Source organism: Alistipes dispar (assembly GCF_006542685.1).
GTDB lineage: Bacteria > Bacteroidota > Bacteroidia > Bacteroidales > Rikenellaceae > Alistipes > Alistipes dispar.
The window spans coordinates 960,910-987,384 of sequence record NZ_AP019736.1 but is presented as its reverse complement, the minus strand read 5'-3'; the positions used below and the strand labels follow the sequence as shown (position 1 = coordinate 987,384).

General features: G+C 62.1%; 23 protein-coding genes. 12 read left to right on the top strand and 11 right to left on the bottom strand.

The features are described from left to right. Window positions 1–6: 6 nt before the first annotated feature. Together FME97_RS04445 and FME97_RS12390 are read right to left on the bottom strand one after the other, a co-directional pair. Window positions 7–720 (bottom strand): pyridoxine 5'-phosphate synthase, encoded by a 714-nt coding sequence (locus tag FME97_RS04445; protein ID WP_141428061.1) that lies wholly within the window; start codon window positions 718–720, stop codon window positions 7–9. Continuing rightward, on the bottom strand, window positions 692–847 hold the full coding sequence (locus tag FME97_RS12390) for a hypothetical protein (RefSeq protein WP_162502050.1): 156 nt from the start codon (window positions 845–847) through the stop codon (window positions 692–694). The genes FME97_RS04445 and FME97_RS12390 overlap by 29 nt, the downstream gene beginning before the upstream one ends. Here FME97_RS12390 and FME97_RS04440 point away from each other — a divergent pair. From FME97_RS04440 to FME97_RS04415, 6 genes are all read left to right on the top strand, one after another. After that, entirely contained in the window at window positions 837–1,715 is an 879-nt protein-coding gene (locus tag FME97_RS04440) for an NAD(+)/NADH kinase (protein ID WP_141428060.1), read from the top strand. The two genes, FME97_RS12390 and FME97_RS04440, sit on opposite strands and share 11 nt — an antisense overlap. A 132-nt stretch (window positions 1,716–1,847) precedes the next feature. Next, on the top strand, window positions 1,848–2,561 hold the full coding sequence (gene uppS / locus FME97_RS04435) for a polyprenyl diphosphate synthase (protein ID WP_141428059.1): 714 nt from the start codon (window positions 1,848–1,850) through the stop codon (window positions 2,559–2,561). Window positions 2,562–2,591: 30 nt separating this feature from the next. After that, complete coding sequence (gene bamA / locus FME97_RS04430) at window positions 2,592–5,138, top strand: outer membrane protein assembly factor BamA (RefSeq protein ID WP_141428058.1); 2,547 nt, start codon at window positions 2,592–2,594, stop codon at window positions 5,136–5,138. A gap of 99 nt (window positions 5,139–5,237) precedes the next feature. Next, window positions 5,238–5,741, top strand: coding sequence for an OmpH/Skp family outer membrane protein (locus tag FME97_RS04425; protein WP_141428057.1), 504 nt, complete (start codon window positions 5,238–5,240; stop codon window positions 5,739–5,741). 36 nt (window positions 5,742–5,777) lie between these two features. Continuing rightward, entirely contained in the window at window positions 5,778–6,335 is a 558-nt protein-coding gene (locus tag FME97_RS04420; protein WP_141428056.1) for an OmpH/Skp family outer membrane protein, read from the top strand. Between the two features lie 186 nt (window positions 6,336–6,521). Then, complete coding sequence (locus tag FME97_RS04415; RefSeq protein ID WP_141428055.1) at window positions 6,522–7,433, top strand: AraC family transcriptional regulator; 912 nt, start codon at window positions 6,522–6,524, stop codon at window positions 7,431–7,433. Window positions 7,434–7,566: 133 nt separating this feature from the next. Here the strand turns inward: FME97_RS04415 and tatC are convergent, their stop codons facing one another. The 9 genes from tatC to FME97_RS04370 all read right to left on the bottom strand — a co-directional run bounded on the left by tatC (window position 7,567) and on the right by FME97_RS04370 (window position 17,897). Further along, the gene (gene tatC / locus FME97_RS04410) at window positions 7,567–8,364 is read right to left on the bottom strand and encodes a twin-arginine translocase subunit TatC (RefSeq protein ID WP_141428054.1); all 798 of its coding nucleotides are present in this window, start codon (window positions 8,362–8,364) and stop codon (window positions 7,567–7,569) included. A gap of 171 nt (window positions 8,365–8,535) precedes the next feature. After that, window positions 8,536–9,432, bottom strand: coding sequence for a sugar phosphate isomerase/epimerase family protein (locus FME97_RS04405; protein ID WP_141428053.1), 897 nt, complete (start codon window positions 9,430–9,432; stop codon window positions 8,536–8,538). Window positions 9,433–9,526: 94 nt separating this feature from the next. Next, window positions 9,527–10,408 carry a 3-keto-disaccharide hydrolase gene (locus FME97_RS04400; protein ID WP_162502049.1) on the bottom strand — a complete coding sequence of 294 codons (882 nt, stop codon included), beginning with the start codon at window positions 10,406–10,408 and terminating at the stop codon, window positions 9,527–9,529. A gap of 40 nt (window positions 10,409–10,448) precedes the next feature. After that, window positions 10,449–11,921, bottom strand: a complete 1,473-nt coding sequence (locus FME97_RS04395) for a Gfo/Idh/MocA family protein (protein ID WP_179954825.1) — start codon at window positions 11,919–11,921, stop codon at window positions 10,449–10,451. A 37-nt stretch (window positions 11,922–11,958) separates the two neighbouring features. Then, a complete protein-coding gene (locus FME97_RS04390) occupies window positions 11,959–12,159 on the bottom strand; it encodes a Sec-independent protein translocase subunit TatA/TatB (RefSeq protein ID WP_141428052.1) in 201 nt (66 codons plus the stop codon). Between the two features lie 76 nt (window positions 12,160–12,235). Continuing rightward, window positions 12,236–13,309: a Gfo/Idh/MocA family protein gene (locus FME97_RS04385; protein ID WP_141428051.1), complete on the bottom strand. Its 1,074-nt coding sequence runs from the start codon at window positions 13,307–13,309 to the stop codon at window positions 12,236–12,238. A 221-nt stretch (window positions 13,310–13,530) separates the two neighbouring features. Continuing rightward, window positions 13,531–15,159, bottom strand: a complete 1,629-nt coding sequence (locus FME97_RS04380) for a DUF6377 domain-containing protein (protein WP_141428050.1) — start codon at window positions 15,157–15,159, stop codon at window positions 13,531–13,533. A gap of 392 nt (window positions 15,160–15,551) precedes the next feature. Continuing rightward, window positions 15,552–16,883: a glucose-6-phosphate isomerase gene (locus FME97_RS04375; protein ID WP_141428049.1), complete on the bottom strand. Its 1,332-nt coding sequence runs from the start codon at window positions 16,881–16,883 to the stop codon at window positions 15,552–15,554. A 6-nt stretch (window positions 16,884–16,889) separates the two neighbouring features. After that, window positions 16,890–17,897 (bottom strand): NAD(P)H-dependent glycerol-3-phosphate dehydrogenase, encoded by a 1,008-nt coding sequence (locus FME97_RS04370; RefSeq protein ID WP_141428048.1) that lies wholly within the window; start codon window positions 17,895–17,897, stop codon window positions 16,890–16,892. 188 nt (window positions 17,898–18,085) lie between these two features. Between FME97_RS04370 and FME97_RS04365 the strand changes: the two genes are divergently transcribed. The 6 genes from FME97_RS04365 (at window position 18,086) to FME97_RS04340 (ending at window position 26,457) form a co-directional block, all read left to right on the top strand. After that, window positions 18,086–19,105, top strand: a complete 1,020-nt coding sequence (locus FME97_RS04365; RefSeq protein WP_141428047.1) for a rod shape-determining protein — start codon at window positions 18,086–18,088, stop codon at window positions 19,103–19,105. Window positions 19,106–19,239: 134 nt separating this feature from the next. Next, window positions 19,240–20,094 (top strand): rod shape-determining protein MreC, encoded by an 855-nt coding sequence (gene mreC / locus FME97_RS04360; protein ID WP_141428046.1) that lies wholly within the window; start codon window positions 19,240–19,242, stop codon window positions 20,092–20,094. A 1-nt stretch (window position 20,095) separates the two neighbouring features. Further along, window positions 20,096–20,614 (top strand): rod shape-determining protein MreD, encoded by a 519-nt coding sequence (locus FME97_RS04355; RefSeq protein WP_141428045.1) that lies wholly within the window; start codon window positions 20,096–20,098, stop codon window positions 20,612–20,614. Next, window positions 20,611–22,437: a peptidoglycan D,D-transpeptidase FtsI family protein gene (locus FME97_RS04350; RefSeq protein WP_141428044.1), complete on the top strand. Its 1,827-nt coding sequence runs from the start codon at window positions 20,611–20,613 to the stop codon at window positions 22,435–22,437. Before FME97_RS04355 ends, FME97_RS04350 begins: the two co-directional genes overlap by 4 nt. Next, the gene (rodA, locus tag FME97_RS04345) at window positions 22,427–23,869 is read left to right on the top strand and encodes a rod shape-determining protein RodA (RefSeq protein ID WP_141428043.1); all 1,443 of its coding nucleotides are present in this window, start codon (window positions 22,427–22,429) and stop codon (window positions 23,867–23,869) included. The genes FME97_RS04350 and rodA overlap by 11 nt, the downstream gene beginning before the upstream one ends. A gap of 8 nt (window positions 23,870–23,877) precedes the next feature. Continuing rightward, on the top strand, window positions 23,878–26,457 hold the full coding sequence (locus FME97_RS04340; protein WP_141428042.1) for a calcium-translocating P-type ATPase, PMCA-type: 2,580 nt from the start codon (window positions 23,878–23,880) through the stop codon (window positions 26,455–26,457). Window positions 26,458–26,475 lie beyond the last annotated feature (18 nt).

Here is a 26,475-nt window from a genome sequence, read left to right as displayed (position 1 = left end):
TTCGCGTTATTTGAGTTCCCGTTTGTAGAGCTGCACGGTGTTCTCCAGTCCGTAATAGAGCGCGTCGCAGATCAGCGCGTGGCCGATCGACACCTCGTCGGTGCCGGGAATCCGGCCGACGAAGTAGCGCAGGTTCTCCAGCGAGAGGTCGTGCCCGGCGTTGAGCCCGAGTCCCTGCCGGCGGGCCTCCTCGGCGGCGGCCAGGTAGGGGGCGATCGCCGCTGCGGGATCCGCGGCGTACTCCCGGGCGTAGGCCTCGGTGTAGAGCTCCACGCGGTCGGCGCCGCAGGCCTTCGCTCCGGCGACCATTTCGGGCACGGGATCGACGAAGATCGAGACGCGGATGCCCCGTTCGCGGAAGCGGGCGGCGATGCCGGTGAGAAATTCGCGGTGCGCCACGGTGTTCCACCCGGCGTTGGAGGTGATGGCGTCGGGTGCGTCGGGCACGAGCGTGACCTGTGCGGGCCGCACCTCCAGCACCAGCGCGACGAAGTCCGGAATCGGATTGCCCTCGATGTTGAATTCGGTGGTCAGCACCCGTGCGAGGTTCCGCACGTCGTCGTAGCGGATGTGGCGCGCGTCGGGCCGCGGGTGGACCGTGATGCCGTCCGCGCCGAAGCGTTCGATGTCCGTGGCCGCGCGGACCACGTCGGGGAGATTGCCGCCGCGCGAGTTGCGCACCACGGCGATCTTATTGATGTTTACGCTCAACTTTGTCATAAAAAACGCTATATTTGCGGGGAAATCCGCGCCGCCGTTCGCCGTCCGGGTCCGGAATCCCGTTCCGCAGGCGTTTCGGCGTGGTAAAGTTACTTATTTTTTCGAAATTTCCGCCGATGAAAATCATACTTTTTTCCCGCCCGCAGGTTCCCCGCACCGCCGGGGAGCTGCGCCGGCTGTTCGACGCGCTCGGCGCCTTCGGCTTCGACTATGCGGTCAATGAGGAGTTCGTCCCGACGATGCGGGAGCTGGCGGGCATCGACCCCGGGCCGGAGCGGATCTACGGCGGCTGCGTCGGGGAGCAGCCTGAGGGGACCGTCATGGTCTGCTACGGAGGCGACGGCACGCTGCTCGAAGGCGTGCACCGGCTGTGCGGCGCGCCGATGCCGGTGCTGGGCATCAACGCCGGGCATCTGGGATTTCTCACGGGCGCGCCGAGCGACGGGCTGGACCGGCTTTTCGGGCAGATCGCCGGAGGACGGCTCTCCGTCGAGCCGCGGGCGATGCTCTCGGTCGGGGGCGACTTCGCCCGGCAGCCCGACTCGCTGCTGGCTCTCAACGAGTTCACCGTGCAGCGCCACGGCGCGGGGATGATCGCCGTCGAGACGTATGTGGACGGGCAGATGGTGGCCACGTACCACGGCGACGGGCTGATCGTCTCGACCCCTACGGGTTCGACGGCCTATTCGCTCAGCGCCGGAGGACCGGTGATCGCCCCGGCGTGCCGCTGTCTGGTGCTGTCGCCGCTCGCGCCGCACAACCTCACGATGCGCCCCGTGGTGATTCCCGACGGGAGCGTGATCTCGCTGCGCGTCCGCGTCCGCCATTCGGAGGCGTTCGTCACGCTCGACAACCGCACCTACCCGATTCCTCCGGAGGCCTCCTTTACGGTCCGGCGGGCCGAAGAGCGGATTTTTTTGGCCGTTCCGCACAATATCTCATTTTACGACACGTTACGCAATAAGATGATGTGGGGAGTGGATATCCGCAGTTGATTCGTTCCGGAGAGCCTCTCCCCGCCCCTGCGTTCCGCCGGGTCCTCCGCAGCGCCGCGGAGGCGGAGCGCGAGGGAAATTGGCGGGAATTTACGGATTTTTCAATTTATATTTTTATATTTGTGCCCTAATATGAGCGAGCCGAAACGCATACCGCAGCACGTCGCCATCATCATGGACGGGAACGGCCGGTGGGCCGGGTTGCACGGCAAGGAGCGTTACGAAGGCCATGCCGCGGGTGTGGAACCCGTGCGGGCTTCGTTGCGCGCTGCCGTACGCTGGGGGGTGAAGTACCTCACGCTGTATGCCTTTTCGACCGAAAACTGGGGGCGTCCCGCCGGGGAGGTCTCCGCGCTCATGGAGCTTTTCTGCCGCAGCGTCGTGAACGAGACCCCCGAGCTGAAACGGCAGGGGGTGCGGATCGCGATGATCGGCGACCGCAGCCGCTTCCCGGAGAAGGTGCGGAGCTACCTGGCCCGGGCCGAGCGGGAAACGGCCGGAGGGGAGAGGCTGACGCTGATTCTGGCGCTCAACTACTCCTCGCGCAGCGAGATCGTGCGGGCCGTGCGTCGGATCGCCGCCCGTGCGGCGGCGGGGGAGATCGCACCCGGGGAGATCGGGGAGGAGACCCTCTCCGCGGCGCTCGACACGGCCCCGTGGCCCGATCCCGATCTGGTGGTCCGCACCAGCGGCGAGCAGCGGCTGAGCAATTTCCTCCTGTGGCAGTCCTCCTACGCCGAACTGTGGTTCCCCGAGGTGCTGTGGCCCGATTTCACGGAGGCGGATTTCGACCGGGCGATGGAGGAGTATGCGCGGCGCGACAGGCGTTTCGGGCTGGTTAAATAAATGAAGTAAGTTTAGAGACATACACAGAGAATGAACTATTCCGGTAAGATATTCGCCGCAGTCGCGGCCCTCGTGCTGGGCTGCCCGAATCTATCGGCTCAGGAGCCGAATCCGCAGGATACGACGGCGGCCGCGACGACCGCATTTCCCGAAGACGCTCCCATGCTGCGCAACGACGGCGCGCCCTGCCGCTATTATATCCGCGACATCAACATCCGCGGCGTGAAGTATCTGAACGAGGAGATTCTCAAGTCGTCGGCGGGTCTGGTCGCGGGCGATTCGATCTACCTGCCGAGCAACTTCATCGGAAACGCCATTTCCCGCCTGTGGAGCCAGCGCTTCTTCTCGGACGTGAAGATCGGGGCCGAGATCGACGGGGACAGCATCGACCTGGAGGTGTTCCTCAAGGAGCGGCCGCGCGTCTATCACTGGAATTTCGAGGGTATTTCGAAGGGCAAGAAGAAGGACCTGACCGAGAAGCTCAAACTCAAGCCCAACAGCGAGCTTTCGGACTACGTCATCGACAAGAACCAGAAACTCATCAAGAAATACTGGGCCGAGAAGGGTTTCCGCAACGCCACGGTGGACGTGCGCATCGACAACGACACGCTCCGTCCGGCGGGACAGGCCGTGTCGGTGACCTTCCTGATCGACCGCAAGGAGCGGGTGAAGATCGGCCGGATCAACTTCCTCGGCAACGAGCAGTTCAAGGACAAGCGCCTGCGCCGCACCTTCAAGAAGACGCACCAGAAGTCGATCAACTTCTTCAAGAGCGCCAAGTTCAAGGAGGAGGACTACGGCGAGGACAAGGGGCTGCTGATCGACTTCTACAACTCGAAGGGATACCGCAACGCGACCATCGTGCGCGACTCGATCTATCCGATCAACGAGAAGCGCATGGGCATCGACGTCGAGGTGTCGGAGGGTAACAAATACTACATCCGCAACGTCTCGTGGGTCGGCAACTCGGTCTATCCGACCGAGCAGTTACAGGAACTGTTCGGCGTCCGGAAGGGCGACATCTACGACAAGAAGACGATGCACAAGCGGCTGGGCATCGGCAAGGAGGAGAACCCCGAGGACATGAACCAGATCAAGTCGCTCTACCAGAACAACGGCTACCTCATGTCGCAGATCGAACCCGCCGAGACGATCATCGGCGCGGACTCGATCGATGTCGAGGTCAAGGTGTTCGAGGGCAAGCAGTTCACCATCAACGAGGTGGGGATCACGGGCAACCAGCGGGTCGATGACGAGGTGATCCGCCGCGAGTTGTACGTCCGCCCGGGCGAACTGTACGACCGTTCGCTGCTGATGCAGACCATCCGCACGCTCGGTTCGATGGGACACTTCAACCCCGAGGCCATCATGCCCGACATCAAGCCCGTGTCGAACGAGCTGGTGAACGTGAACTGGCCCCTCGAGGAGCAGGCTTCCGACCAGTTCAACATCGCCGGCGGCTGGGGCTCCGGAACGTTCGTGGGCTCGGTGGGCATCACGCTGAACAACCTCTCGGTGCGCAACTTCTTCAAGAAGGGGGCCTGGAGGCCCTACCCGATGGGACAGAACCAGCGGCTTTCGATCTCGGCCCAGACCAACGGAACCTATTACAAGGCGCTCGCGCTGAGTTTCACCGACCCCTGGATGGGCGGCCGGAAACCCAACTCGTTCACCATCTCGGGGCACATCTCCGAACAGAACGACGCCTACTATATCTGGCAGAGCGCCACGCGCTATTTCCGGACGTACGGCGTCGCCGCCGGTCTGGGCAAGCGTCTGACGTGGCCCGACCCCTACTTCACCTTCTATGCCGAAGCGAGCTACGAGCGCTATTCGCTGAAGAACTGGACCGGATTCGTCGTCGAGAACGGCAATTCGAACCTGCTGTCGCTCAAGTTAGTCCTCTCGCGCAACTCGGTCGATCAGCCGATCTACCCGCGCCGCGGTTCGGAATTCACCGCCTCGGTGCAGGCCACGCTGCCCTATTCGCTTTGGGACGGCAAGGATTACAGCGACGACTCGATGAGCGATCAGGAGCGTTACCGCTGGATCGAGTTCCACAAGTGGCAGTTCAAGGCGCAGTGGTTCCAGGCGCTCTCGGGCAACTCGAATCTCGTGCTGATGCTCAAGGCCGAAATGGGTTACCTCGGCAGCTACAACAAACACAAGGTGTCGCCGTTCAACCGTTACGAGGTCGGCGGCGACGGCATGTCGGGCTACAATATCTACGGTATCGACATCATCTCGATGCGCGGTTACGAGGACGGCGCGCTCGATCCGTCGAGCTACTATTCGCGCGGATACAACAAATATACGGCCGAACTGCGCTACCCGGTCATCCTGAAGCCTTCGTCGCAGATCTACGTGCTGGGCTTCCTCGAGGGCGGTAACGCGTTCGACTCGTGGAAGAGTTTCTCGCCGTTCAAGATCAAGCGTGCGGCCGGTTTCGGCGTGCGGCTCTACCTGCCGGTGGTGGGTATGCTCGGCATCGACTGGGGTTACGGATTCGATCCCCCCGCCAATTCGACCAAGAAGAGCGGCAGTCAGTTCCACTTTGTCATGGGCCAGCAGTTCTAAAATCTGCGGCGTGGCAATAAATTTGGAAGAAAAGAGTTATATTTATGGTACGGTTCCGGAGAATCCGGTCCCGGGAAACGACTAAAAAGACCAAAGACTATGAAACGGCTGATTTTGATTGCGGCGTTCCTGCTGACCGCCGGCGCGCTTTCGGCGCAGAACTACATAATCGTGAACAGCGAGAAGGTCTTCAAATCCGTCGAGGCCTACAATACGGCGATTTCCGATCTGGATTCGCTCGCCAAGCAGTACCAGGAGCAGGTCGATGCCAAGTTCGACGAGGTGGAGACGCTCTACAACAACTACATGGCGCAGAAAGCTTCGCTTTCGGCTTCGGCCCGTCAGGCCCGCGAGGCGCTGATCCTGGCCCGCGAGAAGGAGGCGCAGCAGTTCCAGGAGAGCCTTTTCGGGCAGGAGGGCGTCCTGATGCAGAAACGGCTCGAGCTGATCCAGCCGATTCAGAAACGGGTGTTCGCGGCCATCGAGGCGTATGCCGGGCAGGCGGGCGCCGATCTGGTGCTCGATTCGTCGAATAACCCCACGCTGCTTTACAACAACCCTTCGGTGGAGCGTACGCAGCAGGTGATCGAGGCACTGAAATGAAAATCCGACATCAAAACAATTAACCGATAAAATTTTATGAAAAAGGCACTTAAACTGACCCTTGCCGTTGCGCTGATGATGGGCGCAACATCGCTTTACGCACAGAAATTCGGACGGATCAATTCCCAGGAAATCGTCATGGCGATGCCTGAGACCAAGGAGATGCAGACCAATCTGGAGACCTTCGGGAAGGAGTTGAATGAGAATATCGAGACGATCAACGTCGAGTTCAACAACAAGTTGCAGGAGTACCAGAAGACAGCCAATACGCTGACCGATGCCGTCCGCGAGATGAAGGCCAAGGAGCTGGAGGATTTGCAGCGTCGCAGCCAGGAGTTCCAGCAGATGGCCCAGCGCGACTATGCGAAGAAGCAGGAGGAATTGCTCCAGCCGATTATCGAGAAAGCCAAGGCTGCCATCGACAAGATCGCCGCTGCGGGCGGCTATCTCTTCGTGTTCGACACCTCGGCCGGTTCGCTGGCCTATTTCGACGAGGCCGCGCTGACGGACCTCGCTCCCGAGGTGCGCAAGGAGCTGGGCATTACCGACGCCCCGGCAGCCGCTCCGGCAGCCCCGGCAGCCGCTTCGAAATAATTCCGCACGCGGGGCGGAGGATTTTTCCGCCCGGCGGCGGACCGCATGGCCGGACCCTTTCGGGGGTCCGGTTTTTCATTGGTTCGAAAGTGGTCCGTAATTCTTCGAATTGTCCTAAAACAGTTCTTTTCGACCCTATTTATGCGGATTATTGCTATATTTGTCGAAATGTCAGCGAACAGTGAGATGAACAAGATAAACGAAGAGACTCCGATCACGAGTTTCACCCTGAACGATTTGCTTTCGATGTCCGGCAGCCGGAGCCGGCTCGGGCTGATGAGCTCCTGCCTCGCGGCGAACAGCGCTTCGGTGATGCAGACTTTCCGCTATCCGTGCCGGATCGATGCCTTCATTATCGGCGTGGGAACCGAAGGCGAAGCGACCGTGTCGTTCAACCTGCGCGAATACAAGCTCCAGAAAGACACCCTGTTCGTATCGACTCCGAAAAACATAGTCCAGGTCCATTCTTCGGGGCATTTCCGGTGTCATATCGTCCATGTCTCTCCCGGTCTGCTGGAACAGATCAGCGTCGATACCAAGCGTATGATGCCGCTTTTCCTGAAGATCGCGATGCATCCCTGCCTGGGGCTGACGCCTGAAGAAGCCCGGACCGTGCGGGAGTTCATTTCGTTGATCGAACGGGTGACCGACGGGCCGGAGACTCCGTTCGGAATGGAGGTCGTCGGCGGGCTGATCGGCGCCACGATCTACAAGGTCGGGGATATTCTGGCGCATTATCTGGCCGAGCATCCCGAGGTCGAGAACCCCGTGCACAGCCGGGCCGAGGAGTATTTCCGGCAGTTCATGCAGTTGCTCGGCGAACACTACAAGGAGGAGCGCAGCGTCGGATTCTATGCCCGGAAGCTCTGCATCACGCCCAAGTACCTCACGACGCTCATCAAGCAGATCAGCGGCAAATCCGTCTCGGAATGGATCGACAGCTACGTGATTCTCGAGGCCAAGACGCTGCTCAAATACTCGAACATGAGCGTACAGGAGATCTCCTACTATCTGAATTTTCCGAACCAGTCCTTCTTCGGCAGCTATTTCAAACGCAATACCGGCATGTCGCCTTCGCAGTACAAGACGATGATATGATGACGGAACACCCCCGCAGCCATGACGGCTGCGGGGGTGTTTCATGCCGGGCGGGATAGTTGTCCGGGCCGGGATCTGCCGTCCGTGCGTGTGCACGGCGGCATGCCGTTTGGCGCGATGTACGGATTCCGCGTCAGGCCTCGTCGGGCGCCTTGTCCCGCGAGAACTTGATGCCCAGCTCGTAGAGCAGGTACAGCGGCAGGAAGACGATCATCAGCGTGAACGGATCGCCCGAAGGGGTGATGATGGCCGAGAGCACCAGCAGGACGACGACGGCGTGCCGCCGGTATTTCTTGAAGAACGACTTGGTGACGAGTCCCATCTTGGAGAGAAGCCACGCCAGCAGCGGCAGTTCGAAGACGATTCCCATGATGAATATGAGCATCAGGAAGTTGCCCATATAGGAAGTCAGCGAAATCTGATTGACGATCGTCGTGCTGAGCTGGTATTCCGTGAGGAAGCGGAACGTGAAGGGGAAAACCAGACAGTAGCCCACGGCGCATCCCAGGAAGAACATGCCCGTGCCGAAGACGAAGGCCCAGCCGACGTTCTTTTTCTCGTCGTCGAACAGCGCGGGCTGCACGAACCGCCAGATTTCGAAGACCAGGTAGGGGAACATGAGCACCAGCGCGAACCAGAACGACGTGCTGATATGGGTCAGGAATTGCGAGGCGACGTTGATGTTGATGATCTCCACATGGTAGTTGTCGTCGCTGAAGTCGGGGAAGAAGGGGCCCAGACTGCCCAGTTTCGAGAGCCAGCGGTACAACGGGAAATCGGCGGTCGTCGGTGCCAGTACGATGTGATCGAACAGGTAGGGCATGGCGCAGAAGCAGACGACCATGAACAGGAACAGGACGGCCACCACGCGGATCAGCACCCAGCGCAGCGCTTCGAGGTGTCCCCAGAACGTCATATCCTTGTCTTCCATTCTTTTCTTGCGGGTTTCGGTTGGCTCCGCCGGCCGGTTCCGGGCGGCGGAAATTGCGTTTTTTGCGGTGTCTGCACGCCCGTTTGCGGGCCGCTGCGGACACTCCGGGCGGAAAAACAACATCTCCGGCTATCCGACCGATAGCCGGAGATGCGCTCTGCCGGACCGGATTTACTTGCTGTAGGATGCCTTGACGAAGGGAGCCTCCATCAGGTAGTCCAGACTCATCCTGACGCTCTTCTCGACGTCGTAGCTGTACTGCTCGACTTCGACGACGATCTGCTCCACGCCGGCGACGTCGGCATTGCGGAAGATGGCGTCGAAACCGACCATGCCGCTCTGTCCGATCTCACGGAGGTCCTTGATGTGGAGCATCTTGAACCGTCCGGGGTATTTGTGGAACAGGTCCACCGGGCTGTTCTGGCCGATAACCACCCAATATACGTCCATCTCGAAGAGGACGTTCTCCGGATCGGTGTGCCGGATCATGTACTCCAGCATCACCTGGTCCTCGATCTTCTGGAATTCGAAGGCGTGGTTGTGGTAGCCGTACTTGATGCCGTTCTCGCGGCAGCGCTTGCCGATCTCGTTGAAGTAGTCGCAGTAAACCTGCAGCTCCTTGAGCGATTTGAGGAAGGGCATCGAGGGGGTTACGAGGTACTTCATGCCTGCGGCCTTGTGGGCGGCGATGCACTCGTCCCACCACTTGAGGGACTCCGAGAAGTCGCCGCTCGCCAGCTCCTCGTCCGAGAGGTTGCGCGTGCAGTGCGACGAGAGTACCTTCATGCCGACGGCCTCGACGTCGGCCTTGAACTGTTCGGGCGTCTGTCCGTAGAATTTGCCGTCGTTGTAGCTGGCGGCCTCCACGGAGGAGTAGCCCATGTCGGCGAGGTCTTTCAGCACCTTCTTGTAGTCGTGCTGGTTCTGTCCAAAACTGCCGATCAGGTCGCGGACGGAGTAGAGCTGGATGGCTATGTCTTTCTTGGGGGCCTTTTTGGCCGATGCGGCGTCGGGCGCGAAGGCTGCGACGCACGCGAGCAGGCCGAGTGCCATGAATTGCGTTTTCATCGTTCGGGTCGGTTTTCGGGAAGCGGTCGCCGGGCCGTCTCCCGTCCGGAATGTTCCGCGGACGGGAGACGGCTGGCGGCTGCCGTTCGCGGTTTTAGTCGAGAATCTTTACGCGGATGTTGCGGAACCAGACGTCGTCGCCGTGATCCTGGAATCCGATGTAACCCTCGTGGTTGTCGCCTCCGCAGTTGTTCAGCAGCTCGAATGCCAGCGGCCACTTCTCGGGGCTGAACTTGCTGTTCTCGAGCATCTCGGTCCACTGGGGAGTCCAGAGGTGGTACTCCACGACGTTCTTGTCGTTCTGTCCGTGTACGACGGTGCCTTTATAGACCATGATCTTGGCCTTGTTCCACTCGCCGTAGGGCTTCGCGTTCTGCGGAACGGCCGGGATCATGTCGTAGAGCGACGCCGACTTGCGGTTGCCGTCCACGCCCAGCTTGGCGTCGGGATGGTTCTCGTTGTCGAGCACCTGATACTCGGGGCTGGAGATGTAGATCGGCTCGATCTGCTGCTTGCCGTCCTTCGTCGTGGCGACCTCCTGGGCGAGGTAGAGAATGCCCGAGTTACCGCCCTTCGACACCTTCCACTCGAGCTCGAGCTCGAAATTCTTGAACTTGTGCGCGAAGATCAGGTCGCCGCCGTCGCCCGTCTGGGCTTCGCCGCCGCCCGAGCCGTTGAACTTGATGGCTCCGTCGTCGATCGTCCAGCGCGAAGGCACCTTGTCCTTGCCGTAGCCGCGCCAGCCGTTGAAGGTCTTGCCGTCGAAGATCACGTAGTAGCCGTCCTTATCCTTGGGATAGGTCGAGAGATCTACCGTCGGGTTGTTGAGCACGGTGTATTCGGGAACCGCGGGAGCGGCCTTGGTCTCGGCGGCCGAGTCGTTGCCGGCGGTCTTCGCCTTGCCGGCGTTGCCACCGCAGGATGCCAGCGTCAGGGCGAGCGCTGCGCATGTCGAAGATAAGATGATCTTTTTCATATTCGGTTGATTTTTAGTGTTGTCGTTCGTTTTCGTGCCGTTAGCGGGGCATGTCGGGCAGTTTGTAGCCGTTGTGGTAGGTGTGCTTGATGAGCTCCTCGGCGAACTGGTTGGCGTCCACCGGATCGGTCCACGTCTTGTCGAAGGTCGGGTGTCCGTCCTTGATGTGGAAGCCGTCCTTGATGACCGACCGCACCTTGGCGTCGGACGGGATGTTCGTGAAGCGCATGTTCTCGCCGTCCCAGTCGAGGACCTGGTTGAGGCCTTGCAGACGGATGGCCAGTACGCCCATGGCGACCATTTCGTTGAACGGTCCGGCCTCGCTGAAGTCCGAAGCGCACGGGATGCGGTCCTCGGGATCTTCCTTGCAGGCGCGCACCCAGTCCATCTGGTGCGACTCCTTGATTTCGCGGCAAACCTTCGGGGCGTTGGGCACGCGGCCCGAAACCAGATAGGGGTTCACGCCGTAGCAGCCGCAGATGAGCGTATCCTTCGTACCGTAGAAGATCACGGCGCCGCCGGCGTCGTTGAGGTTCTTGCCTGCGGGCAGCCCTGCGGGACGCGTCGGCATCAGGCCGCCGTCGTACCAGTGCACCTCCACCTCGGGCATGCCGACCTTCGGCATGTTGTCGCGGGCCGGGAAGGTGAGTTTCACGCGCTGAGCCGAGGGGGCCGAATCCGAGAGAAGCAGCGTCGAGCTGCCCTCGACCTTCGTCGGGTAGCCCAGCTTGAGCGCCTTGAACACCGGGTGCAGGATGTGGCAGGCCATGTCGCCCAAAGCGCCCGTGCCGAAGTCCCACCATCCGCGGAAGTTCCACGGCGTGTAGGCGGCGTTGTAGGGGCGGAAGGCGGCCGGACCGATGAATGCCTCCCAGTTCATCGTCTTCGGAACGCGCATGTCGCCCTCGGGACGGGCCAGACCCTGCGGCCAGATCGGACGGTCGGTGAAGGTTTCGACACGCGTCACTTCGCCGATCTCGCCGTTCCAGATCCACTCGCAGACCTTGCGGACGCCCTCGCCTGACGCGCCCTGGTTACCCATCTGCGTGGCGATCTTGTGCTTGGCGGCCAGCTTGGTCAGCAGGCGCGACTCGTACACCGAGTGCGTCAGCGGCTTCTCGACGTAAACGTGCTTGCCTGCGGTCATGGCCTCGGCGGCGATGATCGCGTGCGTGTGGTCGGCCGTGGCCACCATCACCGCATCGGCCGACTTGAGCAGCTCGTCGTACATGCGGCGGTAGTCGTTGTATTTCTTGGCTGCGGGATAGCGCTTGAAGACGTGGTCGGCGTACTTCCAGTCCACGTCGCAGAGACCTATGATGTTCTGGCTCTCCATTTCCTGCAGGTCGGCCGCGCCGCGGCCGCCGATGCCGACGCCCAGAATGTTGAGCTTGTCGCTGGGAGCGGTGTAGCCGAATTTCTTACCTAATACCGTGCTGGGCACGACGGCCAGCCCGAGAGCGGCGGCAGCTCCCGTTTTGAGGAAGTTGCGTCTTGAGATTTCCTTTGCCATGGTTTTTGAGTTTAAGTTAGTTATTTGGGGATGACTCCTATTTCTTGTCCTGGTCGGCCGTCGTGTTCTCAATATCCTTCTCGATATTGTTCACTCCCTCCTTGAAGCTGCGGACGCCCTTGCCCAGGCCCTTCATCAGTTCCGGAATCTTCTTGCCGCCGAAAAGCAGCAGTACGATCAGAGCGATGACGATGATCTCACCCGCGCCCAGGTTGCCGAGAAACAGTAGATTGTTCATAATTGTAATTTTAGGGGTTTATACTCGTTTTGTGTCAATCGTGCCGGGATTCCCGGGGCCTCCCCGCCTTCGCCTTTCAGGCACGTTTGCGGAGCAGTCCGTAGCCGTTTTTCATCGTCCTCCGCCGGTCGCGGATCTCCTCCAGTTCGCCGAGGTCGCCGATGGCCGGCATGTCGTGCGTCCGTGCGTCCTGCAGGAAACGCCAGGCGTATTCCGAGGCGATCGCGGCGTCGCGGAAGGAGGGCAGCGACTCGTTGCGCACGCCCGTTTCGAGCGACTGGGCGAACAGGTCGCACAGCACGTCGATGTTCTTGCCTCCGAACGGACGTTCGATCCGGTGGGTCTGCGTCACGCCGTGCAGCTCGACCACGGCCGTCTTGAAGTCGTGCGTCATGCGGGCGATGCCCTTCGTGCCGATGATGTCGATGTAGGAGTTGTGGGTCTGGTCCTTGGCCAGCTGTCCGTAGACGTGGCCCTGCGTGATGTCGAACACCACGCCGTTTTCGAACGTGCCGTGGCACTGGAGCCACCACGGGTCCTTGTAGTTCCACATGCGGACCGCCTGCGCGTTCCATGTCTTGTATTCCGAGCGGGCGTACCAGCGGGCGATGTCCACGTAGTGCATGCCGCAGTCGTGGAAGGCCGGACCTTCGTATTCGTGTCCCTCGCCGGGTGCGAGTCCCGGGGTCATGTGGCAGACGCGGATGATCGCCAGCTCGCCGATCTCGCCCTGCGCGATGAAGTTGCGGATGGTCTTGTGATACCAGGAATTGCGCAGATAGAGGTTCACCGTCGAGAGCAGGGGCGATTTTTCGGCCAGCTCCACGGCCTGCCACTCCTTTTCGGGGCTTTCGGCGATCGGTTTTTCCGAAATGATGTGTTTCCCGGCGGCGACGGCCTTTTCGATCTGTTCCTTGCGGGAGTCGGCCAGGGCGAAAAGCCCCACGACCTCGACCTCGGGATCGTCGAAAATCACCTGTTCGTCGGAGACGATTTTCGCTCCGGGAGCCAGTTTATGCGCCAACTCCCGGGATTCGGGCGAAAGGTCGCAGATATATACGACATCCCATTTTCCGCTTTTCTGCATTTCGTCGAGGTAGAAACCTCCCATTCTTCCGAAACCGATCAGGCCGATCTTAACAGGATTCATTTTGTAGGTTTAAGGTTTATTTAAATATAAGTAGTCGTCGGAGCGATGCTTTCGGAGAGGGTCGGGGTTCCTCCCGGGCTTCGCGCGTTTACAAAATTAATCCGAATCCGTATAGGTTTTGAAAATTGGAGCGTAAAATGTAGATTGTTCGTTTTATTAAATTTTTGACTGTAAGTTTTTTATATAAAAATCATGTCGTGAAAATGTAGATCATTTGTGATTCATTGCGGCTCTTTGACAGGCGTGTTTCCAATCTCCGAGACCATTTTTTCGAATTTTTCCCGCGACAGGGCGGCCTTGTTGCGCATCTTGGTCCGGTAGTTATAGACGGTGCTCAGCGAGCAGCGCAGGAACGAGGCGATCTTGGCGCTGTCGGTGATTCCCATGCGCAGCAGGGCGTAGATGCGCAGCTCCTTGTTGAGCAGGTCGCCCGGGCGGAGCGCGATCCGCTCCTCGGGGATGAGCAGCGAGTTGAAATCCGCCACGAAGGTCGGGTAGAGGTTCAGGAAGATGGCGTCGAAGTTCTTGTAGAGTTCGTCCAGCTCGTTCTCCATCATCGAGGTCGATTTCAGCCGTTTGAACAGCTCGTCGAACTGCCGGTTCTGGGCCAGCCGGTTCAGCGTCTTCCGGTAGCTGTCCATCTTGTCGATATAGAGCGAGCAGAGGTCGAAGAAACGGGCGATGTACTGCTCCTTGAGGTCGTTCGAGTCCGAGAGCTGTGCGTTCTTGTCGTTCAGCTCGTCGTTGAGCTGCGTCAGCCGGAGGTTCGCCTGCGAAAGCTCCTCCTTGGTCCGCGACAGTTTGCGGAGCTGCTTGTAGAGGTAGGCGAACAGCAGGGCCAGGACGACCGAGAGAAGGCTGATGAGCAGCATGTAGTGTTGCAGCGTGGATTTCGAACGCGCCTCCTTGGCCTGGTAGGAGGCGTTGATGATCGAGTAGAACTCGGCCATCTGCGCCGTGCGGAACTGTACGTTGCTGAACAGTGCGTCGTCGATGGCGGCCTGCGCGTACTTGAAGGCGTCGGAGAGGTCGCCGGCGGCATAGCTCATCCGGGCGAGCGCTTGCAGGGAGGCGTTCTCCTTGGTGGCGTTGCGGATGTCGGCGATCGCCGAGAGACGGTAGTATTTCAGGGCGAGCCGGTCGTCGTGCCGTTTCTGGAAGAGGCTGCCGAACGCATAGGTGATCTCGGCGTAATGGGGCGTGTTCGTCTCGATCTCTCCCAGCAACTCGGTAAGCAGCGACTGCGCCTCGTCGAGCCTGCCCTGGCCGATGAGCCGTCCGGCCCGGTTGGAGCGGTAGGCGTAGGAGGCGGGATCGAGCACCATCATCAGCGAATCGCCGTACAGGGCCGCCTGTCGGTCGTATTTCTTCTGGTAGCTGATGGCGGCGTAGTGGCCGAAAAGACGGTTGTAGGTCTCGTAATAGAGCGGCAGAAGAGGCGTCGGCAGCGTTTTCCGCCGGGTAGTGTCCAAAATGCGTTTCGCCTCGACGCTCTTTCCGGAAAAGGAGTAGAGCTGTGCCAGCCGCAGCCCCGAGGTGTAGGTCTCCGGCGTGTCGTGCAGTTGCCGGGCGATGGCGAGGTTCCGTTCGGCGTAGCGGATGGCTGAGTCGAGTTTGTATTTCCAGAACTCGTCGCACAGCCGGGCGTTGATTTCATACTCCTGCCGGGGGGAGAGTCCGGTGACGTGCAGCGTCCGGCGGAGCTCGTCGATCCGCTCCTCGCGTTTCCGGTCGAAGACGCCCTTGTTTTCGAGCACGTAGTCGAGCTCTCCCGCGAGAGTGCGGGTTTCGGGCTGTTCGCAGGCCGGCAGCGCCGACAGCGAGAACAGCACCGCGAGGCATTCGCCCATCCGGTATGCGTGTCTGCGTAGGTTCATTGCTCCTTGGGGCCGAGAGCTCTTCCGCCCGGAGGCGTACCGCGGTCCGGGGCTTTCCGGCGGATCGCCCTCCGTCCGGCTGGCGGTCCGGCCGCCGGGGCGGTCGCCGCGGTCGTCCGGAGGGCCGGTACGGCGCGGGGGGTCTCTCGTCGCAAAGGTATAATTATTTCCGGAAAACACGGTCCGCGGCCGCGTATTATCCGCGGTTTTTTCGCTTCCGGAGGGGGCGGTCCGGCGCGAAGGATAAACGGCGCGGGGCCCGGCTTGTGGGCCGGATCCCGCGGTCTCCTGCGGGCGGGACGGTCTGTACCCGCCTTCGGCTTTTCGTTTTGTCGTCGGACGGCTCTCTGCCGTTCCGGAAGGATTCAGAGGCGGGCCTTGATGGCTTTCGAAGCCTCTTCGTAGCCGGGTTTGTCCAGCAGGGCGAACATGTTCTTCTTGTAGGCCTCCACGCCCGGCTGGTTGAACGGGTTCACGCCGAGGAGGTAGCCGCTGATGCCGCACGCCTTCTCGAAGAAGTAGAGCAGGCCGCCGATCACGCGGGCCGAGATTTCGGGAATGGCGATGCGGATGTTCGGCACGCCGCCGTCCATGTGGGCCAGCTGCACGCCCAGTTCGGCCATGCGGTTCACCTCCGAGACGCGTTTGCCGGCCAGGAAGTTCAGTCCGTCGAGGTTTTCCGCATCGGCTTCGATCCGGACCTCGCGGGCGGGCTTTTCGACCGAAATGATCGTCTCGAAGAGCGTGCGCTCGCCCTCCTGGATGTATTGGCCCATCGAGTGCAGATCGGCCGTCAGCGTGACGCTCGCCGGGAAGATGCCCTTGCCCTGCTTGCCCTCGCTCTCGCCGTAGAGCTGCTTCCACCACTCGTTGATATACTGGAGTTTCGGTTCGTAGGAGCCGAGAATCTCGATCTTTTTGCCGCCGGCGTAGAGCAGGTTGCGCACGGCTGCGTAAACGGCCGCGGGATTCTCCTCGAACGGCACGCTGCGGTCGGTGGCGCGCTCCATCTCCTGGGCTCCGGCCACGAGCGCGCGGATGTCCACGCCGGCCACGGCCAGCGGCAGCAGCCCTACGGGGGTGAGCACCGAGAAGCGTCCGCCGACGTCGTCGGGGATGACGAACGTGGGGTATCCCTCCTGCGTCGCGAGCGTCTTCAGCGCGCCGCGGGCCTTGTCCGTCACGGCGACGATGCGCTGCGCGGCCTCCTGCTTGCCGTAGCGCCGTTCGAGTTCGGCCTTGATGAGGCGGAAGGCGATGGCCGGCTCGGTCGTCGTGCCCGACTTGGAGATCACGATGGCGGCGAACGAGTGCTCCTTCAGTGCGTCGAGCAGTTCATGGATATAGTCTTCCGAAATGTTCTGTCCGGCGAAGAGGACCGTCGGCTGCGTCTGCTCCTTGTGCAGCAGCTTGAAGGGGTCGCTCAGGGCCTCCAGCACGGCTTTGGCGCCGAGATACGAGCCGCCGATGCCGATGCAGACGACCGCGTCGGCCCGGGCGCGCAGCTTCGCCGCCTCGGCCTCGATGGCCCCGAGGTCGGCCTCCGAAATCGACGAGGGCAGATGCACCCACCCCAGGAAGTCGTTGCCCTCGCCTTCGCCCGAATGGAGCAGGGCGTTGGCCTGCTGCGCTTTGGTCTTCATGTCGGCCGGAATCCCGATGCCCGTTTTGGCAATGTCCAGTGTTACGGTTTTCATATCCTTTCAGATTAATTTGGTTGTCAGTTCCTTCATCCTGAGACGGGCCGACGCGCCCCGGTAGAGGACGTCATAGACCATCTCCGCGATGGGCATTTCGACCCGGTGGCGGAAGTTGATGTGGCGGATGCAGTCGGCGGCGAAGTACCCTTCGGCCACCATCGTCATCTCGTTCAGCGCGCTGCGCACCGTGCAGCCGTGACCGATGAGCAGCCCCAGCCGGCGGTTGCGGCTGTAGGTCGAGTAGCAGGTCACCAGCAGGTCGCCCAGATAGGCCGACACCTGCGTGTTGCGCTGCGCGGGGTAGCTTCCGTCGAGGAAACGCGTCATTTCCGCGGCGCAGTTGGCGATCAGCACCGCCAGGAAGTTGTCGCCGTAGCCCAGCCCGACGGCCATGCCGACCGAGATGGCGTAGATGTTTTTCAGAATCGCGGCGTATTCGATGCCGTAGAGGTCCGTCGAACAGCTTATGCGCACGGAGTCCGTGGCGAAGCGGCTGCCGATCAGGCGGGCGTTCTCCGGGTCGGTGCAGGCGACGGTCAGGTAGGAGAGCTTGCCGCGCGAGACCTCCTCGGCGTGCGACGGGCCGGAGATGAGCCCGATCTGCTTGTACGACAGTTCGTAGCGGTCGTGGATGTACTCCACGACGGTCTGGTAGTCGCCCGGGACGATGCCCTTGATGGCCGAGACCACGAATTTGTCGCGGAGCGGCGTGCGGAGCGGTTCGAGGAAGGTTTTCAGGTAGGCCGACGGGGCGGCCAGGATGACCACCTCGGCCTCGCGCACCACGGCGTCGAGGTCGTCCGACGGGGCGATGCGGTCGCGGTCGAATTCCGTGTCGTCGAGGTAGCGGGAGTTGCGGCCTTCGGCGCGGAGGCTTTCGAGCACCTCGCCGTTGCGGACGTACCAGCCCACGCGCCGTCCTCCCGCGGTGAGCAGTTTGACGAGCGCCGTCGCCCAACTGCCGTGGCCGATGACGGCGCAGCGGGCGTCTGTTCCGATTTTGTATTCCATGCGGAGCGATTCAGTTTCGGGATACAAATGTAAATAAAAAAATGAAAAAAATATAGGAATTTATCCGGGGCTTTTTCTTATCTTTGTGCGCATGTTCGGCCGCCGGTTCCCGCCGGAGGGAACGGGATGCGCGGCGGACGTGCCATTCGCTTGGATAATTGAGATATAGAATTGCAGGGGAGCTGATTATGGGGATCTTTTCATTGACACAGGAGCTGGCCATCGACCTCGGGACGGCCAACACGCTGATAATTTACAACGGCAAGGTCGTCGTGGACGAACCGTCGATCGTGGCGCTCGACGTGCATACGGGCAAACTCGTGGCCATCGGCCATCAGGCGCGCCAGATGCACGAGAAGACCAATCCGAACATCAAGACGATCCGTCCGCTCAAGGACGGCGTGATCGCCGACTTCAATGCCACCGAACTGATGCTGCGCGGGATGATCAAGAAGGTCAAGACCTCGGGCAGCCTGTTCGCCCCCTCGCTCCGGATGGTGATCTGCATTCCGTCGGGTTCGACCAACGTGGAGATCCGCGCCGTGCGCGACTCGGCCGAACACGCCGGCGGCCGCGAGGTTTACATGATCTACGAACCCATGGCCGCGGCGCTCGGCGCCGGGCTGGACGTCGAGGCCCCCGAAGGCAACATGGTCATCGACATCGGCGGCGGCACGTCGGAGATCGCCTGCATCTCGCTGGGCGGCATCGTCTGCTCGGAGTCGATCAACATCGCGGGCGACGTCTTCACGAGCGACATCCAGAGCTATGTCCGTCAGCAGCACAACATCCGCATCGGCGAGCGTACGGCCGAAGCGATCAAATGTTCGATCGGCGCGGCGGGCTCCAGTCTGGAGGAGGAGCCCGAGGACTTCGTCGTGACGGGCCCCAACATGCTCACGGCGCTGCCGCAGACCGTCTCGCTGTCGTACAGCGAGATCGCCTATGCGCTCGAGAAGTCGCTGGCCAAGATCGACGCGGCGCTGATGAAGGTCCTCGAGTCGATGCCTCCCGAGCTGTATGCCGACATCGTGAAGAACGGCATCTACCTGGCCGGCGGCGGCGCACTGATAAAGGGGCTGGACCGGCGGCTGAACGAGAAGACCGGCATTCCGTTCCATATCGCCGAAGACCCCCTGCGGGCCATCGCGCGCGGAACCGGAATCGCGCTGAAGAACATCAACCGCTTCTCGTTCCTCATGAAATAGCTGCCGGAGCGGCGGTGTGTTCCTTCGCCTTTTCGGGCGGGGCGGCGCGGCCGGAACGGACGCGCCGGATTCGAAGCACAAACAAAACGGAATTGCGGGCCTCGGTCCGCAATCTGAATTAAAGGGAAGAGACTTTGCGCAAACTGATCGAGTTCATTCGCAGCGTGTATGTGGCGGTGCTGTTCGTGGTGCTGGAGGCGTTGGCCGTCAGTTACTATGCGCACTCGACCCATTATACGCAGGCGCGGCTGCTGGCTCGCTCGAACCAACTGGCCGGCGGCGTGCACGGCCTGATGGCCGGCGTACACCGCTATTTCACGCTGGGCAGCGAGAACCGCGTGCTGCTCGACCGCGTCGCGCAGCTCGAGGAGCGGCTGGCCCGGTACGAGGAGGTCGTGGCGGCGAGCCGTCTGGACAGTTGCCTGCAGGGGATCGGCGAGTCGAAATACCGCTTCGCCGTCGCCTCGGTGGTGGCCAACTCGATCAACCGGCAGCAGAACCTCATCACGCTCAACCGCGGCCTGCGGGACGGCGTACAGCCCGAGATGGCCCTCCTTTCGCCCGCCGGCGCGATGGTGGGCTATGTGGTCGATTGCTCGGACCGGTATGCGGTGGCCATGTCGGTGCTCAACACCTCGTTCCGCGTCAGCGGCAGGCTCGCCGGGTCCGATTACTTCGGTTCGATCTACTGGGACGGCGTGGATCCGCACGTCGTCGTGCTGGGCGAACTGTCGAAATACGCCGATCCGCAGCCGGGCGACGAGGTCGTGACGACCGGATTCTCGCAGTATTTCCCCGAGGACGTGCTCATCGGGGAGGTCGAGAGCGCCGAGCTGAACGAAACGCGCACGGCCTATACGGTGCGGGTCCGTCTGGCGGCCGAAATGTCGCGCCTGACGGACGTGGTGCTGGTGGGCAACCGCGACCTGTACGAAATCCGGGAATTGCAGCAGAGCGAACAGATCGAACAACATACGCGGTTGAAATAGCATGTATCGCACCTTACCATACCTCGCCCTCTTCGCAGCCACGGTGCTGCTGCAGGTGTTCCTGTTCGACAACCTGTCGATCAGCGTTTACCTCAATCCGCTCGTCTATATCGCCTTCATCGTGCTGCTGCCGCTCGACACGCCGCCCGTCGTGCTGCTCGGGGCGGGGCTGGCGCTGGGCGTGACGATGGACGGTGCGATGGGGGCCGCCGGGATCAACACCATCGCCACGCTGCTCGTCGCCTTCCTGCGTCCGGCGCTGCTCTCCCTGTTCTGCGACCGCGAGAATCTGCGCGAGGGGGGAGTCCCGTCGCCCGAACGCCTCGGCCGCCGCGTGTTCACCGACTACCTGCTGCTCCTGACGCTGCTCCACCACGCCGTCTTCTTCGTGCTGGAGACCCTTTCGTGGAGCCATGCGCTGCATACGCTGGCGCGCATCGCCGTCAGCTCGGCCGTCACGGCGCTTTTCGTCTGGATCATCGCCCGTATCTTCACCGTCAAATTTCCCGTGCGCGTATGAACGGCTCCGAAGGTTTCGTCCGGATGCGGACCTTGCAGGCCGTCGTGCTGCTGGTCTTCGCGCTCATCCTGGGACGGCTGGCCTATATCCAGCTCGTCGATTCGCGCTACGACGAGCTGGCGCGCGGCAACGTCCTGCGCCCCGAGGTGCAGTACCCGCCCCGCGGCGAGGTCTATGACCGCAACGGCGAGTATCTGGTGCAGAGCCGCGAGTGCTACGACCTGATGGTGATTTACCACGACCTCGACCGCGGCGGATTCGACACGGCGCGGCTCTGCGACGTGGCCGGCATTTCGCGGCAGAAGCTCGACCGGGAGCTGGCCAACGCCCGGGCCTATCCCCGTGCGCCGCGGCTGGTGGCCAACTACCTTTCCAAGGAGGAGAAGCTCCGGTTCGACGAGTGCAATTTCCGCGGTTTCTATACGGTCTACCGCACCGTGCGCCACTACCCCCGCCAGATCGGAGGCAACCTGCTGGGCTATGTGGGGGAGGTGACGCAGGAGATGCTCAAGCGCTACACCTCCTACAAGGCGGGCGACTATGTGGGAATCAGCGGCGTGGAGTCGGCCTACGAATCCGAGCTGAAGGGCCGGAAGGGCGTGAAGGTGCTCGAGCGCGACACCCACGGGGCGATCAAGGGCTCCTACATGAACGGACTCTACGATTCGCTGCCCGAGCCGGGGCGTTACCTCGTCAGCACGATCGACGCACGCCTGCAACTGCTCGGCGAGGAGCTGATGCGCGGCAAGGTCGGCGCGGCGGTGGCCATCGAGCCCGCGACGGGCGAAATCCTGATGATGGTCTCCTCGCCCTCCTACGATCCCGACGAGCTGGTGGGCCGCGAGCGCGGCAATCATTATATGGAGATGCTCCGCAACAAGCGGCAGCCGCTCTACAACCGCGCCGTGAAGTCCCGGTATCCGCCGGGTTCGACCTTCAAGCTGGTGCAGGGGCTGATCGGGCTTCAGGAGGGCGTGCTGCGCCCTTCGGACCGGCACGTGTGCCGCGGCGGCTACCAGGCCGGGCGGCTCAAGATGAAGTGCCACGAGCACGCCTCGCCGCTCGACCTGCGCTATGCCGTCTCGACCTCGTGCAACGCCTATTTCTGCTACGTCTTCCGCGACATCCTCGAGAATCCGGAATACGGAAGCGTCAAGGAGGGGTACGAAGTGTGGGAGCGGTACGTCGAGAGCTTCGGGTTCGGCCGCAAGCTGGGTTCGGACTTCCTCGACGAGGGCAACGGGTACGTGCCCGACCGGGCCTACTACGACAAGCGCTACCGCAAGTCGTGGAACGCGCTGACGGTGCTTTCGCTCTCGATCGGGCAGGACGCTCTGGGCTGCACGCCGCTGCAACTGGCCAACCTGGCGGCCATCATCGCCAACCGGGGCTACTACTATATTCCGCATATCGTCAAGCGGATCGAGGGGCGCGATTCGCTTGACGCGCGCTTCTACGAACGGCACTACACGATGGTCGAGCCCAAGCACTTCGAACCGATCGTCGAGGGCATGTGGCGGAGCGTGAACGTGGACGGAACCTCCCGCATGGCGCGGCTCGACGGTTGGGACGTCTGCGGCAAGACGGGCACGGCGCAGAATCCGCGCGGCCGCGACCATTCGACCTTCCTCTCGTTCGCCCCGAAGGACAACCCGAAGATCGCGATCTCGGTCTATGTCGAGAACGGCGGATTCGGCGCTTCGGCCGCGCTGCCGATCGCCAGCCTGCTCGAGGAGTACTACCTGACGGATACGATCCGCCGTCCGGAACTGCTCGAACGGGTCCGGAACATGCAAATCCACTATCCCGCCTATGACAAGTAACCGCCATAACGGTATTTTCGAAGGCGTCGATTTCGTCACGGTGCTGCTTTACGTGCTGATCGTGGCCGCGGGGTGGCTGTCGATCACCTCGGCCTCCTACGACGAGGGGGCGGCCGACTTCTTCTCCTTCTCGCATTTCTACATGAAGCAGCTGGTGTGGATCGGCGCGGCGTGGATCGTCGCCGTGGTGGTCCTGCTGCTCGACGCGCGCGTCTATCACATGTTCGCCTATCCGGCCTATTTCGCCGGACTGGCGATGCTCGCCGCCGCGCTGCTCTTCGGCCGCGAGGTGAACGGCGCGAAGGCGTGGTTCGAGTTCGGCTCGTTCCGCGTGCAGCCCGTCGAGTTCGCCAAGATCGCCACGGCGCTGGCGCTGGCCCGCGTGATGAGCAACTACTCGTTCTCGATCGGCCGGCCCGGGGATCTGTTCAAGGTCGGCATGGTCGTCTGCGCGCCGCTGCTCATCATCGTCCTGCAGAACGACACCGGCTCGGGCATCGTCCTCGGCTCGTTCCTCTTCGTACTCTACCGCGAGGGGCTCAACAAGTGGCTCTGTATTCCGGTGCTGCTCATCGCCGCGCTGTTCATCTTTTCGTTCCTGCTCTCGCCGATGACGCTCCTCGTGTCGCTCATCCTGGTCTGCACGCTGTCGGAGGCGATGATGAACGGTCTGTGGCGTTCGCGGATCGTCTATCTGGCCTCGCTGGCGCTGGCGGGCATTTTGCTGTGCCTCGTCTCGCAGCTCGTCGCGCCGGGCGTGCTGGACCTCTACCATGCGCTGCTGATCGTCACGGTGCTGTCGCTCGCAGCGGTGGCCGTCTACGCCTTCCGGGCGAACCTGTCCAATGTCTTCATCACGCTGGGGCTGTTCGTCGGGTCGCTCGTCTTCCTTCCGACGACGGACTACATCTTCAATTCGATCCTCAAGGAGCACCAGCAGAACCGCATCCTGAGTTTTCTGGGCATCATCAACGACCCGCAGGGGGTCGATTACAACGTGAACCAGTCGAAAATAGCCATCGGCTCGGGCGGCCTCTGGGGCAAGGGGTTCCTCGAGGGAACCCAGATCAAGTACGGCTTCGTGCCCGAGCGGCACACCGACTTCATCTTCTGCACGGTGGGCGAGGAGTGGGGCTTCGCGGGAGCGGCGGTCATCCTGTCGCTGCTCTGCCTGCTCATCCTGCGCCTGATGCGGATGGGCGAGCGGCAGGAGGAGCCTTTCGGCCGCATCTACTGTTACAGCGTGGCGGCCATCCTGCTCTTTCACGTGCTGGTCAATGTGGGCATGACCGTCGGGCTGATGCCCGTCATGGGCATTCCGCTGCCCTTCATGAGCTACGGAGGTTCGTCGCTCATCGCCTTTACGATCCTGTTGTTTATCGCCGTGCGGCTCGACGCCTCGACGCGGCAGTTTTCCATGAATAAAATCTGACCCGAAAAATGATCCGTTACAATCCCGAAGGACTGACTTCCCGAGAGGTCGCCGAGAGCCGCGAACGGCACGGCGACAACGTCATCACGCCGCCGAAGGACGATTCGGCCTGGCGGCTGCTCGCCGAGAAATTCCGCGATCCGATCATTCGCATCCTGCTGCTGGCGGCCGTGCTGTCGCTCGCCATCGGATTCGTGCACAAGGACTTCACCGAGTCGATCGGCATTATCTGCGCCATCATTCTGGCCACCTGCGTCGGATTCTGGTTCGAATGGGACGCCCAGCGGCGTTTCCGGCGGCTCAACCGGGTCAATGACGACGTGGCGGTGAAGGTGATGCGCGACGGTGCGATCCGCGAGATTCCGCGCCGCGAGGTGGTCGTGGGCGACGTGGTTTACGTCGAGAGCGGCGAGACGGTCCCCGCCGACGGCGAGCTGGTGGAGGCCGTGTCGCTGAAGATCAACGAATCGACCCTGACGGGCGAACCCGAGGTGGACAAGACCGTGGACGAGGCGCATTTCGATCCGGAGGCCACCTATCCGTCGAATGTCGTGATGCGCGGCACGACCGTCGCGGACGGTTACGGCGTGATGGTCGTCACGGCCGTGGGCGACGCCTCGGAGGCGGGGCGCGTCACGGAGCAGGCCACCGTGCAGAACGACGAGCAGACGCCGCTCGACCGGCAGTTGACGCGGCTCTCGCAGCTCATCGGCCGGGTGGGCATCGCGCTTTCGGTTCTGATCTTCTGCGTCATGCTGGGCAAGGCGCTCTTTCTGGGCGACCTGCTCGAACAGGACTGGCTGACCGTTTCGCAGCAGGTGCTCCATATCTTCATGGTTTCGGTGGCCATCATCGTGATGGCCGTTCCCGAGGGACTGCCCATGTCGATCACGCTGTCGCTGGCCATGTCCATGCGGCGGATGCTCAGGACCAACAACCTCGTGCGCAAGATGCACGCCTGCGAGACGATGGGGGCGGTGACGGTGATCTGCACCGACAAGACCGGAACCCTCACGCAGAACCGGATGCACGTGCAGGAGCTGGTGCGTTACGACGACCTGCCGGAACGGGATTTCGCCGAGATCGTGGCGCTCAACTCCACGGCGTTCCTCGATGCCGGAGGACATATCATCGGCAATCCGACCGAGGGTGCGCTGCTCGAATGGCTGCGCGGCCGGGGCGAAGATTACGAACCGTTGCGGGCCGGGGCGAAGATCGTGGACCGGCTGACCTTCTCGACCGAGCGCAAGTACATGGCGACGATCATCGAGAGCGGCGTTTCGGGCCGCCGCATCCTCTGCGTGAAGGGTGCTCCGGAGATCGTGCGGGCCATGTGCGCCGCGGACGGCTGCGACGAGCGGATCGCCGCGCAACTGCTCGGGTTCCAGAACCACGCCATGCGGACGCTGGCCGTGGCGTGGGCCGAGACGCAGGCTTCGGAGTGCCTCGGGGCGGTGGCTGCCGGCGGGTTGCGCTTCTCGGCCGTGGCCGCCATTCTGGACCCCGTGCGCGAGGACGTGCCCGCGGCTGTGCGGCAGTGCCTGAACGCCGGGATCGGTGTCAAGATCGTGACGGGCGACACGCCCGCCACGGCGCGCGAGATCGCCCGGCAGATCGGCCTGTGGGACGACGCGCACGACACGGACCGCAACCACATCACCGGCGCGGAGTTCGCGGCGGCGGGCGACGAGGAGCTGCTCGACCGCGTGCAGGAGCTCAAGATCATGTCCCGCGCGCGGCCGCTCGACAAGCAGCGGCTGGTGCGGCTGCTCCAGCAGAAGGGCGAGGTGGTGGCCGTCACGGGCGACGGCACGAACGACGCCCCGGCGCTCAACTTCGCCAACGTGGGGCTCTCGATGGGTTCGGGCACGTCGGTGGCGAAGGACGCCTCGGACATCACGCTGCTCGACGATTCGTTCGCCTCGATCGCCACGGCCGTCATGTGGGGGCGTTCGCTTTACCGCAACATCCAGCGTTTCGTGCTTTTCCAGTTGACGATCAACTTCGCGGCGATCCTCATCTGCTTCGTGGGGGCGGTGTTCGGAACGGACATGCCGCTGACCGTCGTGCAGATTCTCTGGGTCAATATCATCATGGACACCTTCGCGGCGATGGCGATGGCCTCGCTGCCTCCCAGCGCCGAGGTGATGGGCGACAGGCCCCGTCCGCGCGACGAGTTCATCATCACGCCCGCCATGGCGCGCACGATCTTCACGTGCGGCGGCGTGATGGTTCTGGCGCTGCTGGGGATGCTCTTCGGCTGGACCTTCTCCGAGGAGGGGATGACCGTGCGGCGTCTGACGCTCTTCTTCTCGACCTTCGTATTCTTCCAGTTCTGGAACATGTTCAACGCCAAAGGATTCGAGACGCGGCATTCGGTGTTCACCTGCCTGAAGGGCTGCCGCGAATTTTTCCTCATTCTGCTGGCCATCGCCGTGGGGCAGGTGTTGATCGTGGAGCTGGGCGGCGAAGTGTTCCGCACCGTGCCGCTTACGTGGCGCGAATGGGCGGAGGTGATTTGTCTCACGTCGCTGCTGGCCGCAGGCGGTGAAGCGGTGCGCGCGCTGCGCCGCCGGAAAAACGCATAGGGAGATGCGGCGGTTTCT

Coding starts and splice junctions, on each gene's coding strand:
- FME97_RS04370 (WP_141428048.1), bottom strand. CDS start 17,897: ATGGAATACAAAATCGGAACAGACGCCCGCTGCGCCGTCATCGGCCAC.
- FME97_RS04395 (WP_179954825.1), bottom strand. CDS start 11,921: ATGGCAAAGGAAATCTCAAGACGCAACTTCCTCAAAACGGGAGCTGCC.
- FME97_RS12390 (WP_162502050.1), bottom strand. CDS start 847: ATGATTTTCATCGGCGGAAATTTCGAAAAAATAAGTAACTTTACCACG.
- FME97_RS04425 (WP_141428057.1), top strand. CDS start 5,238: ATGAAACGGCTGATTTTGATTGCGGCGTTCCTGCTGACCGCCGGCGCG.
- FME97_RS04445 (WP_141428061.1), bottom strand. CDS start 720: ATGACAAAGTTGAGCGTAAACATCAATAAGATCGCCGTGGTGCGCAAC.
- FME97_RS04365 (WP_141428047.1), top strand. CDS start 18,086: ATGGGGATCTTTTCATTGACACAGGAGCTGGCCATCGACCTCGGGACG.
- tatC (WP_141428054.1), bottom strand. CDS start 8,364: ATGGAAGACAAGGATATGACGTTCTGGGGACACCTCGAAGCGCTGCGC.
- FME97_RS04405 (WP_141428053.1), bottom strand. CDS start 9,432: ATGAAAACGCAATTCATGGCACTCGGCCTGCTCGCGTGCGTCGCAGCC.
- FME97_RS04415 (WP_141428055.1), top strand. CDS start 6,522: ATGAACAAGATAAACGAAGAGACTCCGATCACGAGTTTCACCCTGAAC.
- FME97_RS04420 (WP_141428056.1), top strand. CDS start 5,778: ATGAAAAAGGCACTTAAACTGACCCTTGCCGTTGCGCTGATGATGGGC.
- FME97_RS04380 (WP_141428050.1), bottom strand. CDS start 15,159: ATGGGCGAATGCCTCGCGGTGCTGTTCTCGCTGTCGGCGCTGCCGGCC.
- FME97_RS04350 (WP_141428044.1), top strand. CDS start 20,611: ATGAACGGCTCCGAAGGTTTCGTCCGGATGCGGACCTTGCAGGCCGTC.
- FME97_RS04355 (WP_141428045.1), top strand. CDS start 20,096: ATGTATCGCACCTTACCATACCTCGCCCTCTTCGCAGCCACGGTGCTG.
- bamA (WP_141428058.1), top strand. CDS start 2,592: ATGAACTATTCCGGTAAGATATTCGCCGCAGTCGCGGCCCTCGTGCTG.
- FME97_RS04390 (WP_141428052.1), bottom strand. CDS start 12,159: ATGAACAATCTACTGTTTCTCGGCAACCTGGGCGCGGGTGAGATCATC.
- FME97_RS04440 (WP_141428060.1), top strand. CDS start 837: ATGAAAATCATACTTTTTTCCCGCCCGCAGGTTCCCCGCACCGCCGGG.
- FME97_RS04400 (WP_162502049.1), bottom strand. CDS start 10,408: ATGAAAAAGATCATCTTATCTTCGACATGCGCAGCGCTCGCCCTGACG.
- uppS (WP_141428059.1), top strand. CDS start 1,848: ATGAGCGAGCCGAAACGCATACCGCAGCACGTCGCCATCATCATGGAC.
- rodA (WP_141428043.1), top strand. CDS start 22,427: ATGACAAGTAACCGCCATAACGGTATTTTCGAAGGCGTCGATTTCGTC.
- FME97_RS04340 (WP_141428042.1), top strand. CDS start 23,878: ATGATCCGTTACAATCCCGAAGGACTGACTTCCCGAGAGGTCGCCGAG.
- FME97_RS04375 (WP_141428049.1), bottom strand. CDS start 16,883: ATGAAAACCGTAACACTGGACATTGCCAAAACGGGCATCGGGATTCCG.
- FME97_RS04385 (WP_141428051.1), bottom strand. CDS start 13,309: ATGAATCCTGTTAAGATCGGCCTGATCGGTTTCGGAAGAATGGGAGGT.